Source organism: Marinifilum sp. (genome assembly GCF_965230805.1).
Lineage (GTDB): Bacteria > Bacteroidota > Bacteroidia > Bacteroidales > Marinifilaceae > Marinifilum.
This window is the reverse complement of record NZ_OZ246019.1, coordinates 2,329,182-2,346,681: the sequence shown is the minus strand read 5'-3', so window position 1 is coordinate 2,346,681 and position 17,500 is coordinate 2,329,182. Positions and strand designations below refer to the sequence as shown.

Genomic DNA, 17,500 nt, shown 5'->3' with positions numbered 1-17,500 from the left:
ATCTGGGGTACAAGCTCGGACTATCTGGGGGTGCAAAAGTTACAAGCTCGGACTATCTGGGTAATGCGATTCCAAATGGTTCACGAGTTTATCATACTTACCTAAAAAGCTTGGTTTTCGTTTCCCAATTATTTCTCTATAAATATTATAAAGCTCTAATAATTTTGGATGATTATCTAATTTGGCGACAATAATTGCTAAATATATTGTTTGATATGGATTATAAGCTACATAAAGCTCATTTCCGGGATTTATATTCAATATTTGATTAAGCTTTGATATATTGCTTCTTTCTTCAAAATACTGTTTGCCATAATTAATATAGAATTCAATTTCTTTTTTTACAGAGTATCTTATATTTGACTCATTGTCAGTCCAACTAATAGCCTCTTCAGGATTTTCAATTAAATAGGATTTTTGTCTTCCAACAGAAATATTTTTTATATATTCTTTGCCCCAAGCCTTTTTCTTGATATCCTCAATTTGCTTAATTACTATTTTTAGATTTGCTTCAACCTGTATAAAACTCGGCCAAATATTAAAGTCAATTATATAATCTCCACTATTACTCCTTTTCACAAACTTATTTTTAGATTTAAGGTATTTAAAACCATACTCTTTAAGTTCTTTTTCAAGCAAATGAAAAAATAGTTCTTTTCTAGTCATTATATTTATTTATTCGTTTTACGTCAGCTTTTACTTTTTGTCCAATTTCATCAAATAGGTTAAGTGCATTGTCTCCAACTGCAATAGCTTCTCCATTTTCCAATGCTTTATAGACAATTTTTTGATTCTTAGTAAGCTCTGTGGTATTTCTTAATTTAGTTTCAATAAATGTAAATGTGTCATCACCATTATCAATTACACCATCTACTACTGCTCTAACCCATTCTCCGTCTTCATCCAAGGCTTTAAAAGAAACTCTTCTATGTACATTTTTTCCAGATTTAATTAGATCACTGAAATATTTATTTTCAAACTTTATTCCTTCTAAAACCCAAGATGGCATTTTATTTAAACCACTAGACAGTACTTTTAAAGTAAGAGGTGAAGCTTTTGCCATAAAACCAGTTACTTTATCTGGATAGAGTATTGCGGCTAGATCTACTGTAGCAATGAAAGTATCAGTTACATCTTCTATATATCCCATTCCCGTTACTTCAATCTCTGGCTCTCTATCTCTAAAACGGACTTTAAAAATATCGCCTAACTCTTCATTAGGAATATCATTAGATAGAATAATTCCTTCATCTTCAAACATTTTTCGAATTACACTACCCTCTTTTTCATCAGTTAGAAATATTTCAATCCAAATAGCGGCAATATTATTTAATCCATTTACAGCAGTATCCCATATTTGATCAGGTAAAAGACCATATTCTCTTTCAAATTGTAAATCGTCACATGAATTCGAATATAATCCAGGAGCCTCCTCCAACCCATCCAAATCAATATAAGTAATCGGTTTGTTCCCGGCATATTGGAACGGTGTATAATGAGGATACTCAAACTGCAAAGGATCCACACTCACAAACCTACAAATCCAGGCCGCATAGTAACGGAAACCATAATAGTACAGGCCAGTCTCCTCATCTCTTTCCTTGCCTACATATTTGTAACGCTTTTGAGAGGTTTCGGTCTCGCTGCGTCCACTTCTGTACGAGGTAGTTCCAAAAGGATGGTACTCTTCGTAAGAAATGATGTCGGCACTTTCGTCTAACTCTAAAGAGGCAGAACCCAAATGATTGTCGTACTGATAGCGAATAACTGCTACAGGATTAACTGTCAAAGAACCTTGATCAATGGTGAGCGTTTCGGCTGTTGCTATCTTTTTCTTATCGTCTGAGATATTAACAGTTGTGCGCTCAGTTACCAACGAACCGCTAACAAATTTATGATATATTTCGAAATCACCAAAATAAAATCGTTCTTCGTGGATATTGTCTTTTATTACAACTTTTCGCACGCGCTCGCCAGCTGCATTGTACACATAATAGGCTTTGTTGCCGCTTGTATCTAAGTCTACCTGGGTCAGCCAATCGTTGTAATCCCAATGCATGGCTTGCAGGTGAGGCATGTTTAGCATATTGCCGTGGGCATCGTAGCTATATTCGTTTACCAATACCGTATGCCCTTGCAGAAAATTGTTGTGGGTATTGTAAAAGTAGTCGCGGGTCCAATCGCCTTTGGCATTCACGTTTAGCATATTCCCCAACTCGTCGTAAGTGTAGTTGTGCGTATAGTTTTGCATGGCATTGGCAGCTGTGTTGGGCAGACCAATGTTATTGGCAAAATCGCTATGTGTTGGCACGGCCAAGCTGTTTAGCTCTCGCCCTGTGGCTTTTACCAAACGGTACAAGGCATCATACTCATATTGTCCTTTTGGTTCTATTACGGTGTTGCTGTAGTAGAAAGTTTGCTTTGCATTGTCAACCTGTTCCACAATATTTCCAACCGGATCGTAAGTGTAATTCAAATCCTGCAAAATATCAGCACCCGTATTACGAGTTGTCAACAAACGTGTTAAACGAAAGTTTTTAGCATCGTATTCGTATTTGGTTTTGCTGCCATTGGCATAATAAATATCAGTACGTTGCCCTTTTTCATTGTAGTTAATATTATTTATGTAGGCCTGTCCACCAGATGTTAAACTTTCCAACAAACCCGCTTTGTTGTATTGGTAGGTTTCTACCGAACCATCGGGCAAAATTTTGCTTACCGGGCGATTAAGGGCATCAACACTTATTTCGTTGGTGTGGGTTGTTGGCATATAGGCTGGGTTGTTGTTCAGGTTTTTATAAGCTTGGTAAGCTGCATAAAAAGTATATGCGGTCATTTCAGGATTTCCTTTAAAATCGTAGCTTACCATTTGTGTACGACCACTTTGGTCGTATTGGAATTCCAACTGACCGATGTTGTTCAGAAAATCGGAAGTACCATATACTTGTTCTTGTACTTTTATTTCGGCATTGTTTCCTTCTTTTAAGTAAGTAGCTAATGGGCGTCGCAAAGTATCGTAAGTCATACGAACCTTATGGTTACGGCTGTCCCAGGAATAAAGGGGCTGTCCGGTAGCATCATTTAACAATGTGCGAGTACCCGAATCGATATTGTGCACCTGCAAAGCTTGTTGCATGGCAAATGTATTGGTAGTCATAAGCCTGCCTTTTGCATCGGTAACTTCTACCGGACGACCTGCAATATCCAGTTTTGTGTGAACGCGATATTTACCATAGTCGCCATTGTCGTCTTCTACCATGTACTCTCTCCCAAGATTGTCGAAATATCGTACCTGAGGAGTGTTGGCATGTTTTTCAGTCTGTAGTACTACCCTTACATTGGATTCGATGAGTTCTGTGTCAATAGGGTATTGCGGATTTTCCGGATCAATTGGATCAGTAGGATCTGGTAAGTCAATCGAGCCTCCCGGATTGTTTGGATCTGGGGAAATATTATCGCCTATATTTCCTCTGTCACCCTTAATCTTATCGCGCAAATCAGGGCGATCACCTAAGCCCGAATTCGTAACCTTGTTTTCCTGATACCATTGACTTTCCAAAACAGTATCGTTTTGATCGTAATTGTATTGCTCCCAAGGGGTAAATTCCACTTTAGTTAGGGTGCCATCCGGCAAATCAGTTTTAATGTTTCGTCCCAGGGCATCGTAGTGTAAAACAGGACCTACTCCATGTTGTACAAGCACCTCTTCATCTTCGTATTCGTGTGTGGTACTAAAATAAGGTTCGTATTGTCTTACTACCTCACCTTTGTTGTTATACACGGTACGCCCTGTGCCTACCCAACGATTTGTTGTATATACCGTTTCTACATGACCATCGGTTATCTGCATGGCATCGCCATCTTCGGCCTGTACTTTAGTCATTACCAAATTTCCCCAACCTCCGGTGTATTCGTAGCTTTCCATCCAACCTGTATTGCCAGTGCCGTGCTTAACTCGCAACTCTACATGTCCTTGCGCAGGTTTTTGATCGCTTAACCATGCATTTAAATCGTAGCTGTATTTCATGCTTGGATCGGACAATGTATCGCCTTCGCCTCTCGAGCCTACCAAAGCTACAGCCGATACCATACCAAGGGTATCGAAAGCCAATTCCTGACTATTGCCGTTGGGATCTGTTAGTTTTTTTACCTGCAACACCCGGTAATCAACCTCAGCTGTACTCTTATAACCAAGGGCATCTATGGTTTCGGTAAGTAGCAACTTGTAATTGTCGTAATACATTTGAGTGCTGTTTCCAAATACATCGCTTTGTGTTTTTGGCAGATAAAAGGCTAATGGATCAAAGCTAATAACTTCAGAAGGAATCCACCATACTCCTGGTTTCCCATTTGCACCAGGTTCAAATACATAGGCTGCTTCGTTGCTCAGACGGTCAATGGTGTATTTATCACCTGCTGCATCTAAGCTATTAAGCAAATCTTCAGTTAAATCAGCATTAAGCGATTTGTAGAGCAGAGCATGAGAAGCGATTTCGCCTAAAGGCAAGCTATCGGTTAAAGCTTCATCGTAGAAAAATGATTTCTGATGTTGGAAACAACGTTTCTCCAATCCGCTCGACGGAGAGGCTGAGAAATTAATTTCAGTAGCAAAATCCAATGCTGCCTGTAAGCTTTCTTTGCTAAAAGGTTCATCGTTGTATACCAGGCCCGTAAACTCAAGCTGTTTGCTTTCGTACGGAACTCCAATAATTTGAAGATTGGTTTCGGAGCGATTGATATAGCTATTTTGTGTGCAAACTACTTTCAAGCTTTTTTGCTCGTTTGTAGCATTGGTATCACGTCGTGGATAAGCAATATTGAAAGCTTCCAACACATTGCCATACTCATCGGTATTTAATGTTACGGAATGCGCTATTCTAGGATCATCAGCATCACGTTCGTAATGATAGGAGATGGCCTCGTTGTTAATTGGCAAAAATACGGCATGCTTGTTCTCACCTTTTGGCTGTAGGAGCTTAACAGTCATGTTCTTTTCTTCCACCAGGTAAGGGATATCTTCCACTGCCGAAGCATCTTGGCCATAAATTTCCGATCGCAGCAATTGTCCGCGCAGAGCACGGCATGCTTCACGTTCTTCTTCAAAGGTCAAGCCTGATGGAAGAACTGAGTCTGCTAACTCCCAGGAATCATTGTCGACCGAAAAATATTCCTGTACAAATTGAGTAGAAATGGCTTCTCTGTTGTCGTAAGCGCCATTGTGAAACCAACTTTTGGTATAGACAGGATCCTGATGATAATCACTTTCTTGTGAATAGGAATCGATTAGGTGCTCGGTATCCCATTGTTCTACCATACCAAAACCACGAAACTCACGTTCGTGAACATCGTAGTGCCCGTGATGATATGCGTAAAGGCTCACCAATTTTGTATCGCTTACTTGTTCGTGATCTTCCACACGCTCCAAAACCTGAACAGGGAAGGGCAGACGAGTAATCCATGGCTTTCCAGCCAATTTATCCTGCATGAAAAACTTGCTTGACGGAGCATACTGAAGGCTTACCTTTCGCCCCATATTGTTTTCGAATTGGGTAAGTAAGTAAGGCTTCACGCCTGATGTTAGCTCTACAAATAACAGGTGATGCTGATGATGCTGTAATGGTGATGACCATACCAAACAAGATGTACCATTCCCCATTAAATCTGTAACAGAAACCTGTGATAAATTGTCAATGGTTGGAAAAGCAGAAATATGGAATGCATCGCTCCAAGAGTTACCAGCCTGATTTTTAGAGTAAGTAACTTGCAAAGCATCCAAATAGATGATGTCGGTTGTTCCTGTACCATCAACATCTGTAAGAAGTACTCTTGATGGATTAAAACGATCAGGAGCATCCAACAAAGGAGGATTGGCCATTAGTACTTTTTCGCCAAAACGTCCGTAACCCATATTTGGCCAGTAACACACTGAGTTGTGAGTAATGCGTACAATATCACTCAAGCCGTCGCCTGTCATATCTGTTAAGTAAACAGAGTTTTTGGCATCGGAGAAGAGAACTACGGGAGCCATGTCATCATCATGTCCCAAATCCACCTTGCGATAACCTTTGTAGCCTTCTTTTCCGGCCGACAGGTATAACTCAAAATAATTTCCACGACTGATTAACAAATCACCCAATCCATCACCAGAAAGGTCTATTTGTTTTACATCGGGATGGCTCATTTCTATATTAGGCATGTTGTCGAAAGCCTGGAAATTCTGCCATTCTCCGTCTTTATAGCTGTAATAGCCATTTACGCCTGGTGCATTTACTACCAGTTCTGGCTGCGAATCGCTATTTACATCGCCCAGGTAAAAAGATGCAGCCTTGGCTTTGATGGCATTTGGCTTTAGGTCAATTTGCTGCACTTCTCCAAAAACAGGGGTTGGTTCGGCAATGCTTTCTGTGCTGTCGGTCCAACGTGCATCACCCAAGTTTGGTTTGTAGTACCAGGCTTCGTTCTCTGTTTTTAGCAGAGAGCTGATGCCTTCCCCATATAAATCGGCCCATTGCCAACCAGATGTTGCCAGTCCATTGGGCAGATGATTCAAATGATCTTGATCGATACTATGAAGTTTGTCGCTCACTTGCGCCTCACTGTAGGTAAAAGTGAGTGGTGGCATGCTCGCTGTTTCCGCGCTATCATGTGATTGATGTTGCACTTGGATCAACTGTGCCATGTGCTCATCTTTGTTGTACTGCAGATTGGTGGATTTCACCAAAGTAGCATCTGCTGCCAAATCATCAGCAAAATAATGGAACATTAGTACACGTTGACACAAACGGTAAGTTCTCATTTCGAAACCTGCACGGTAAACCGAGAATGGATCTTGACGTGTATCCCAATTGGATGTTGGCGTTAGCGCACTTCCATTGCTCGAATATGTGCTGTAGTTGCCATAGTCAAAGACCAAAGCAAAAAGCCAGTCGCCATTATAAGTACCTGCAGCCGGGTCGTACATGGCTGTATTGCCATATTGCACCTGGTCGGGATAAATATTGGTAAAGGCTTTGTTGTTTGCCAAGCGGTGCTTTTCGTATACCTCTGGCGAAACATTATCGCTGTTTTCTTTTAGATAAGAATAGCGCATTAAGTTGCCTTTGGTATCGTAGCTTTCCTGAAGGTACCAGCTAAATACTTTTCGTGCATCCTCGGGATGAGCTATTCGAGCGCTAGCATCTTGTCCGTAAACCGAAATAAGATTTTCTTTGGAAATGGTACGCCAATGTATATCGCCGTTTGTGGTGTTGCGCCATTGTTCTATTTGCACAAACAAACCTTCGGTGCGCGGCATATAGCGTTTGATGCTAAAATTGTCTATAGTTCTTGGTGCCTCATCAACGGGGACCAAATCTTCAGCACCTGAAAGGATGAAAGTATCAGATTCGTTGATGTCGTCATATTGTGGCAAACCTTTGTCGGTTTTGCGGGTGATATTTGGGACACCAACACCCCAGCCTAATCCAAATGGAGAATTGCCACTGCCAGAATTATAGGATAATCCCAGTTGTGGTGTAAAGCCATTTCGACCAGGACTAATGGCCAGTGGCGCACTCATTGAGAAGGTACCGGTAACCGGATTGGTTTCGAACTTTTCGCCAATCCCTTTGATTGCACCACCACCTTTGGGCAGATTAATTAATGATTGAGATCCTTTTTTTGCACCATCGTTTTTATCAACATCTACAGCTTGTCCTATCGGAGTAATATTCGATTGTGGCAAGGCTGATGACTGAGTATTTTTATTTTGTTCGGATTGTTCCGATTGATTGAAATTCATAAGAATATTAATTGTCATCAAGTACAAAGTATTAAGCTTTAGGTTACAAGCTCCAAGAATGATGAAGGCTGTGATCTTGCTATTCCATACTTTATCATGATTGTTTATTGTACAAAAATTTAATAAGCGTATCCGAATACAATTCTTAAAAAGCGATGGAAGTCCCGTTGCAAGAGCTGATTGCTCTTGCATTCTTTAGTTCTATACCACACGCAAGGACTTGTGCGAAGTTATAGTGTTTTACAGGACTTCCGGGAGGAATTTATCCCTTAGATTTGTTAACCTTTACATGAAAGATCAAACTCGTCTTGAAGGATTAAATTCTTGCTTTATGCAACTTTGTATTTCATTACAACCATCAGGTCATCTGCTTCTCTTATATCAGTCATTGGAATAGTTATGGTATTATCTTCTTCCATTGGATCTGTACCATCGAAAAGTTCTCTGGTAATCTGATTCTTTCCGGAAAGAACAACTGTATCAACTCCTTTGATTTCAATATTTTGCTCTTGCAAATAGAATGGCAATTGAGATTTGCTAACATCAATAATCACTTGTTCTGTGAGTATTTTAGCCCAGGCATCTGGATATTGCGCTTTTAGACTGAACATGGTAACAAAGACTTCACCTTCTACCAAGCTATTTAAATTGCTAACCAGATTGTTTTCAACAGTTGTCCTGTTACCAGCATCCTCTGACGTGTAGTTAATGTGCATAATTACATCATTTATACTGTTGTAATCGAACTGGCGAACTGTATTTGGCAATGTAATTACCCACTCACTAGCAGCTCCTGCTCCTTCAAATGGCAAATAGCGTGCATCGTTGAAATTCAACTCGAACAAACCACTGTCATTTACAGCATTGCTGGTAGCCATTCGCGTAACTTTCTTTTTAGGAGAAAATACGGTTCCCTGATCATCTGTTACAATGGAGCTGTTAATTAAGCTCAGGTCTGCTGAAATAGAGGTGTAAGCACCTGCTACACATGGAATGCTTAAGGACACACTCTTAATGCGACGTTTAAAATGTCCTGGATGATCTATGTCGAATAATACTTCCGGCAGATCGATGGTACAGGTTCCTCCGCTGCGTAAATCCAAAATCTTTTGAGGATTTAATAGAGCCAATGATACATGCTTGGTCAATTCAAACTTGCGTTTGTTATTTGCCAGGTAATCCGCTTCCATCTTCTTCAACTCCATGTACAGTTTTTCACCTGCCAATAAACCTTTGTTCTGTGCATTAAAGAAATCAGTTGCCAATGGCAATCTTGGATTGTCAGGACACAACTCAAAGTTGTAAGCACCTTCGGCCTGTTTTGCCATTTCATAGGCCATATCAAAGGCAGAGCGATAAAGGGTATTAATCTCCCCAGCCATCCACAAGTAAAGTTGTTCGTTGGTAAACTTAGTGCTTAATACATCAAAGCTTTCTTGGCTTTGCTCTACCTGTAGCTCATGGTTCTGTAAATCTTTTAAAGCAATTGCCTTGCGAATTTCAGCAGATATTTCCTGTTGCTTCAATAGCTCCAGATCTTGCTTGGCTACATCTGCCTGGAAATTCCAGTCTTGTTTGCGGCGTTCGTATCCGGCTACAATTCCAGTACGTGTACCCATATGACTGGAAATTGATCCTAATAGACTTAATGCATCAGCAAATTTTAGTCCGGAGTCTGCTATCTTTTTACCACCGTGATGCGTAACAAAGTGAGGTGAACCACCAAAGCCTGAGCCTCCCCATGTAATATCAGGAAACATTGCAGCTGAAGCCGCAGTAACCTTCATATACTGAGAAGCAGTTTGTAATGCCATTCCAGCATCCATAAATAATAACTGCTGCCTTTCCTTGCCACTAATTTTCTTCTTCTTGCGATAGTATTTTTCCCTGAATTGGGTATTTTCCTGCTGCAATTTCAGTTGCTCAATGGCTTCTTCGGCTTCTTCAACACTTTTCTCTTTAATTTCTGTTACCTGCTCGGTTAATGTTTTTTCGTGGTTGGCACGCAATACACTAATTTTTTCGGTATCTCCTTTTTCAAGTGCCGATAGCAATTGTGAACCCAATGACTGCACTTCGCTACAAATCTCTAATGCACGTTGCAATAAGGTCTGGAAGCGATATTCAGTTGGATTGGCATCCTTCTGTTTCATTACTTCACCAATGCTGATACCAGCCAAACGAGCGCGAATCAACAATGCCGGATCAATTGGCGGTGCAAACAAGGCTACGGTTCGTTTGATACCATCTATGTTCAAGCTGTTTCTAATTTTGAACAGTCTGTCGGCCACACGATCCCAGTAAGCCAGCATTTTATCATTCTTTGGAATGCCAAAGTACAACTTGGCCACATCACCTTCATGTTCAAGTGTTCCGTAAATATCGGTAAGTAAGCCTTTCTTGTCTTTGTCTTTGCTAAATGGTTTCGAGGCAACTTCCAGCTCGTTCGACTCAACATATTTTTCCAAATAAGCTGCGTTTTCCGGCTTAATAATTCCTTCTTCGAAGTACTCGATGGCTTTGCTCATGCCATCTGTTTCCATCTGCATGTACGACTTAGGCTCTAAAATTTCAGTTTCAACAACTTCTGGTTTGCGTCCTAACAATTGAGCGGCAATCATGTAATATTGCGTCGCTTCGTTAATGGATTCAGTTGTATCGATACGGAAAAGGTTATCGCCATGAGCAATAATAATGTCAAGGTAACGCATTATAACTGCTTTCATATAAGCACCCGGACGCATTTGCGCAATATTATGTGGCTTAAACGGATCGCTGCTCCACATTTCAATTTGCTTGTTTAACTCAACGTTCGAAGGATCGTCTTCGTTGTTCATATTCAAGTCGAACAGAAGATCGTCGATACCTACAGTAGAATTGTAATCGGCAAAAGGTTTGAATTTCCAGTATTTGGCCGCATCTTCTCCCTCTGTTTCTCTTGGATCGAAAATGTAATGCATCCATCTTAAGGCTTCGTCGAAGTTGCCTTCGATTAAGAAGCGGTTCGCCAATAGGAATGGAATGTGGAAAAACAGCTCCCAGTTGTACAAGGAATAGGATCCACTTGAGTCGTATTCAAATTGCTCTGCGATGTACTTCATGTTGTCTCCAGGATTTTCATCTTCAAGTACATTTTTCACCACTTCACTATTCAATTCAAAGTCTCTTAGGTAATCTTTATTGGCCTGTTGTGGCAAAAGTTGATGATTCTTATCGTCAACACCTAAAGGATCCAGAATTCCATCTATACCATACTTTTGTAGGTTAGAACGTAAAGTTTCCATATAAGGATGATAAGCCAGATTGGCCTTCATATCCGGTTTAAAGATTGGTGCTTCAAGAAGTCTTACTTCCTTATTTATTAGTTCGAAAGAAATTACTTTACGAGTTGGTGTTTCTTTAATTACAGACAAGTATTCGTGCTCCCAAGTGTAAAATTTTGGAATCCTATATTCACGACGTTCTCTTCTTTCCCAATGGTCATGATACCTTTCCCAATTGTCGTGATATCTTTCCCAATTGTAGTAACGACAACTATATTCAGGTCGATAATACCTTCTTAACACTCTAAAATAAGGATATGTATAGGTATAGCGAATTACTTTTTTAAGGAGTACTGAACTTTTTTCAGCTTTTACTGTTGGAACAAAAACAACGGATTGCATGTTGGTTTCAACTACAAAAGGAGAATTACACATAAAGTGTTTGTATTGGTGTGGATACACCAAACGTGTACGTCCCTTAATGTTCTCGACCACATTGTTGGCATAGGCAACTCCGTTGGTGGCTGCTACAGGTAAGGATAACCAAGCTTTGCCGTTTGTCATTTGTGCTTTTTGTCCGTAGGTACTCATGCCTTGTGGCATAACATAGCTTTTGCCCTTGAAATAAGATTGTTTTGTTAGATGAATATGATTAAAGCATTCTACAGTGAAAGTAAAGCCTTTGTTTTCACCAAGGTGAGACTTTGGTGCATTTAAAATATGCAGATAGTTGGTGTCTCCTTCCTCATAAACCAAACGGTAGTCAAACTTCTCATCTGTTCCTTCATCGTCAATCAACACTTTATCCTCACATGAGCGTTTACGAGTCCATTTGTTATCAATTAATTCACTCCAACATAATTGCATTTGCAATTGTTTTTTAGTCCGTTTAGGAGTAATTTTTGATGTGGTATTTGGGTCTACTGATAAATCATCGTCAGTTGGTTCTTTTGCAGAATCAGTACATTCTAACCAGAATGCTACCAATCGGTCCTTAATAATTGCAGGGGCAATGTGCTCAGTGTTGATCTCAATTCCCATTTTCTCCCAAGGTGTCCAGTACGATTCGTTCACCAATTTGCGATAGAAATACTCGCGAGGCTCGAAACGAGAACGTCCAATAACATGTAAAACTGTGAAGTTGTCATGCTCCTCGTTGTACATCTGGCAGATTTCGATATTGGCTACTTGTTCGAATTTGGAAATGTAATCCATATAAGAATTTTCCACGGCCTCTTTGGTAATTTCTTTACCTGTTAGCTCTTTTTCCAGTTCTTTAAAGAATGGAGTTTTGTTATCGCGCAATTCAGGTTCCAACCAGTTTTCGGGGTATAAGAAAATTTTACGATTGGCTTCCCAAACTCGGTATAAACTCATCCACTCCCATTTTTTCGCATCTTTTTTGGTGAATGTGATGTCTGTTTCAAGCCCTAGCTGAATTCGTTGAATAAATGCCTGTACAGTTAATGTAGCCTGTAAAATACGGCTGCTCGAAACTGCTGGGGTCATTTGTGTATCAATCAAAAAGTAAGAATACAGGTCGTAGATGTCGGTAAATTGTCCACTGTTTTTTTCAAACAAGTAATGTACCAATGCATCGCGTTGTTTTGTACGGAGTTTATCACGTCCTGCAGTCATTTCTGCATTGTAAATTCCTGAATTTGCCTTATCCTGAGCAATGGCTGCTATGCTTTTTACACTTTGTTCTGCTTCAGTTGCATTGGCCCAATTCCATTTAATCAGCTTAAGAGCATCTGCAGAAGAAATACCATATCTGTTTAAAAACTGATTGATTTCTCCAGCCTGTAAGAACCAGTTCAGGTTGCTGTTGTACTTGCTAGACTCTAATTCATCATTGTGCTCCCAATCTGATAAAATTGAGAACCAGTCAATATAATCTGTAAGAGTAAGACTCGCTTTATCAACAGTAAGAACTTGATTGTAAAACTCGAATCGGTTTTTCTCTTCGTTAAGGTATTGCCCGGCTTGGCAAATTGCTGAAAGTTTACAAAAATTATCAAAAGATACAGCTTGTGCTTCATCCAATGGTAAGTTAAAGATATCAACTGGACTGCTTGCGATATTAGCTAAATCGTTTTCCTCAATACCCATTTGCTCGCATAGAGCCAGCGCTTTTAAACAGTGCTTTAAAGCAATGGATAATTTGTCGTAAGCATCAGTTTCCACTGTTGGATCACTTGCGATTACATAGTCTGTAACTGTTGAAGCATCAATTGATTGTTCGGTAATAGACTTGCTAATAAATGCAGCTTCCAATGGAGTGTTTAGTTGTAATTGCTCTTCGATAATTGCACTGACTTTAGCAGATAATTCAGGATCATCAGCATCAATTTCATCTTTCTTTTCGAAGATGTTTTTAGCCATGGTAAGGGCTTTCTCATCGAATTTTTGCAATTCTTCTTCAGTTCCCTGATGATTTAACAAAAACAATAACTCCAGTACATTCGTCTGGTTGGCGATTGCTATTTTCTGAGCAATTGTTAGGGTATCTACACTCTTAACCAACGATTTTGTAACATCAAACTGAATGAACTGACAATACTTTACAAACTCATCAATACTCAGTCCATAAGCTTCAGCCAATTGCCAGCCTGTAATCATGTTTTGAATACCAGTAGCAGTTAATTTTGGTGCATTGTTATCTAATTCCAATAAAGATGATAATGCCAATAGCTCATCTTTATCCAAATTCATCGCATTTTGCAAGTATTCCAGGAATACATGAGGTTCTCCTTCTTTGTTATATGCCAGGGCATTAACAGGAGCACCACTATCATCATCAATGCTTAACCATTCTTTTAATGTTTCTTTATGCTCTTTTGCCAAGTCATTATTAATAAAGAATCGGTTGATAAAGGATGTGATTTTTTCATACTCCAAAACAACAGCTTTTCCAAATACACCAGCTACCTGATTGTCATTTAAGCCCAAATATTCCTGAACCATTTTAGCATGGCCAATACGATTCACTGCATCCGAGGTAATCAAATTGTTATTACTGTTTGTAGTGTTGTAATAAGCCTTGTACTCAGTATTAACTAAAAGTGCATCTAAAACTGGAGCCGACCATTCTGTTACCATCATCAAACGGCGAAACTGGAACATACGCATTAAAAAGGCTTTCAATCTTGATTCTGAACCAAAATCAAGATAAGCTGTACTTAATTCCTGTTTTCCGCTGTAGTGAATTGTAAATCGTTGAAAGTCTTGTCCATCTGTCACATAAGGATTCACATAGTAAGAATCAATTAAAGCCTTGAATTCATCAAGTGTCATTATTGATTTTTCAAGAAAATCTTTAATCGGTAACTGAGTAGGTGCAGGATCAGGATTTACTCCAAAAACTGAATCAAAAGCAAAATCAAGAGCAGCATCTGTTTCCACAGAGCTTGCAGGGAACAGAACTTGTTCTTCCTTTGTTAGCCCTAATACATCGAAACAAGGATTGGCTGCATTGCTTAAGTTGCTATAAGGTTCAGCAAGTTTAGTACGGTTAATGCCCAATGCTTTACCAAATAACTTCAGCTCTTCGCTAAACAAGTCAAATGGTTTAGACAACCATGAGCTTATTGTGTTTTTCTTGATCTTGTCGTATACAGCATACTGCGTATATTCAGGATCGGTTTTTAGCTGTTCTTCGGTTTTAGTGGTATCCCAATTTGTAATCTGATAACTACCATTTTCATTGTAATAAACAGCACTTTCGAGAATTTCCATTACCAAATCAATGTATGGAATTCGCGTTACTGCGTTAGTACAATTTAAAGGGATTTGCTCAATGTCTGGACGGCGTTCAACAAGCTTATCGTATAAGCTTTCTTTGCCAGCGGTATCGCTCACTTTAAATTGTTTCAATACATTTAAAACATCTACCAAATAAGCAGCAGGACCTAATACAGATTCTCCATGTTTGGTATCTGTTACATCCTGATCGCCAAAAAGTATTGACATTTCCGGAAGGCTTAGCAATTGAACCTTGCTTGCATCGCCAGATTCTAACTTTTTATCCTTCACCACAATTGGCATTCCTGCATTCGAATTGCCCGAATATTTGTTTAGAATAGTAAGTGCTTTGTTCACCTTGTACTCGGCAGCCTTGTAAATTTTCAGGCTTTTTGCCTCGGCTAACGTACCATTCATCGTATTGATAAAATTGCTTCTTCCGGCTTTAACAACGTCGTAAGCCGATAGGTAATCTTTTTCAATTAATGCCTTAATGGTTTCAAATTTACCCTCTGAAGTAATACTGTAAACACGCTGAATAATGGTCATAAATTGAATCCAGTCCTGCTTATCGTATGGAGTTAATCCGCTGTAGAAAGATGCTAAAGCTGTATCGACCTCGCTGGTTTCAAGAAAATCGCGAACAGGTCCTTGCTCAATATTAAAAGTATAACCAGCCGTGTAAGCAATATCATAAAAATGAGAAGTACTATCTAACGTTTCGGTGATTAGTTTTGCTCTTAAACTGTTAAACTTTGTTGTTAATTCAGTATCGCCTTCAATGGTAAAGCTGGTGTTCGCCAAATCATAAAGAAGAGATTCTGTAGCAAACTTATCTTCTATCTGAGTGTAAATATAATCAGCATATGCTTCAGCAGTAGTAATGCCATCTGGCATGTCTTCTGAAGCCAATACTCCTGATGTAATCTCAGTTTCAATTTCTGCTTTGGTTTTGCTCAGAAGTACACTGAATGACTGTAAGGTTCCTGATACAACATAGCGGTTAATAAAGTCTTCGTTGTTGTTACAGACTTCACTGTATTGAACGGCTCTCATCAGCTGCTGTTCTTCTTGTGCACTAAAGCTTAATTCGGCCCAAAAGCTTGCATCCAGTCTTTTATTATCGTAGGTATACTTTACCATTGTTTTAATAAAGCTAGTCTTTTTGGTCGAGTTAGCATTAACTGCCTGAACAGTAGTATCAGTTATTCCTTCAAAAATGTCATCGTATTTCACTGTAACAATCTCGATCAGGCCTTCTTTAATCTCATCTAAAGCTGCTTGTATGTCATTTAGTTCAGGAATAACATTGTCATTAACTGCTTCTTGTATTTTTGATTTTAAGTTTGTTTCAGACATGCTAAAGAAAGCAGTAATATCTAATTCTACTCCTTTTTTAATTAGTCCGAATAGGATACCTTCATGATTTAATTTCATTTGGGTGTTAAAATCTCGTGCCTGGCTTAAATCTTGAACATCTTCTTCGGTAGCACCAATTAATGATGCAACAAATGGCGTATCTTCTGCACTATAGCCTTTAATCAAGCTTCGAACAGGAGTAGCACTATCGGTTGATGCACTTGCAGGAATAAGCTCTTCTTCACGATGTATAATTTTTGTATAATCATCAAGAGTATTGTTTGTAAACATATAGTTTACTTCTTCTTCCTGATTGCTTGTCACCAATAAAGGAGACCAATATGCCTTGTAGGTTTCTGTTAGTTTATCAAGAATAGTTTGGTTTGCAGGATTAAATGATTCTTCTGGAACTCGTGTATAACACTCTCTTGATTTTCCATCTGCTTGGTATACAACTTTTCGGTCTAGCACCTGATAATTCTTACCATCAGACCAGATATATGTCCATAAATATTTCGCTCTGGGAGTACTTTCATCGCTCCAGGAAACAAGTCTTTTGGTGAGATCGCTTCCGTTGATTGCTACAACTTCGAAGATTTTACCATTCTCTGAATCTTCAATTAATTCTCCAATAGTAGGAGCTTCGCCAGTAAATGGTTCGGTGATATCTGCAATTTCGACAGGCGTACTAGTTAAACTTGCCGGATCGCTGGTACTTGTTTCAATATCTTCATTGTTATAGAACTTTAATCGCAAAGAGTTTCTAATATTACCAACATATGGAATTTTATATTCTCCGTTAATGTTGGTAAATGCATTTGCATTTTCAATTAATTCTGCAGTAGCAGGGTCGTTGTTTGTATCTTTGTAAAGTTCAATTAAACATCCCGAAGCATTCACAAGGTTTTGGCGTTTCACAACACCGCTTACAGAAGACCTTGTGGCAATGAAAAGTCTTTTTAAGTAGAGTGGCTGAGCTGCGGTAATATAAACATTGCCATCGCCAACTAAACCTAGCTGTGTGCCTCCCTGGTAAACGAAAAGTTCAATTGGATTTTGATAGTTGTCGGTAATTACTTCACTCTCCAAAAACTGGATGCTAAAGCTTCCATCAGCTTTACATGCAACTTTTTTCTTGAATACCAAGTTTTCAGAATCATGTTGGTAGGCATATATATCCAACCCCCTTCCCAAACCTGATGTGGAATGATCGTAAACTCGACCTGAAATCATAAAGGAATTGTATTGATATCCCTTAATTGGATTAGGACCACTCAGTTCTCCACCAGGGCCTAACTCATCGTATAAATCAATTTTATCTGTCATATTTAAATAAATTATTTCATATCGATTG

3 protein-coding genes are annotated in these 17,500 nt (G+C 39.2%); all 3 read right to left on the bottom strand.

Annotated features, from left to right (window positions below):
- Positions 1-39: 39 nt before the first annotated feature.
- On the bottom strand, positions 40-666 hold the full coding sequence (locus tag ACO05S_RS09295) for a hypothetical protein (RefSeq protein ID WP_421921237.1): 627 nt from the start codon (positions 664-666) through the stop codon (positions 40-42).
- Entirely contained in the window at positions 659-7,780 is a 7,122-nt protein-coding gene (locus tag ACO05S_RS09290) for a SpvB/TcaC N-terminal domain-containing protein (protein ID WP_421921236.1), read from the bottom strand. Before ACO05S_RS09290 ends, ACO05S_RS09295 begins: the two co-directional genes overlap by 8 nt.
- Before the next feature lie 329 nt (positions 7,781-8,109).
- Entirely contained in the window at positions 8,110-17,472 is a 9,363-nt protein-coding gene (locus tag ACO05S_RS09285) for a neuraminidase-like domain-containing protein (RefSeq protein WP_421921235.1), read from the bottom strand.
- Positions 17,473-17,500 lie beyond the last annotated feature (28 nt).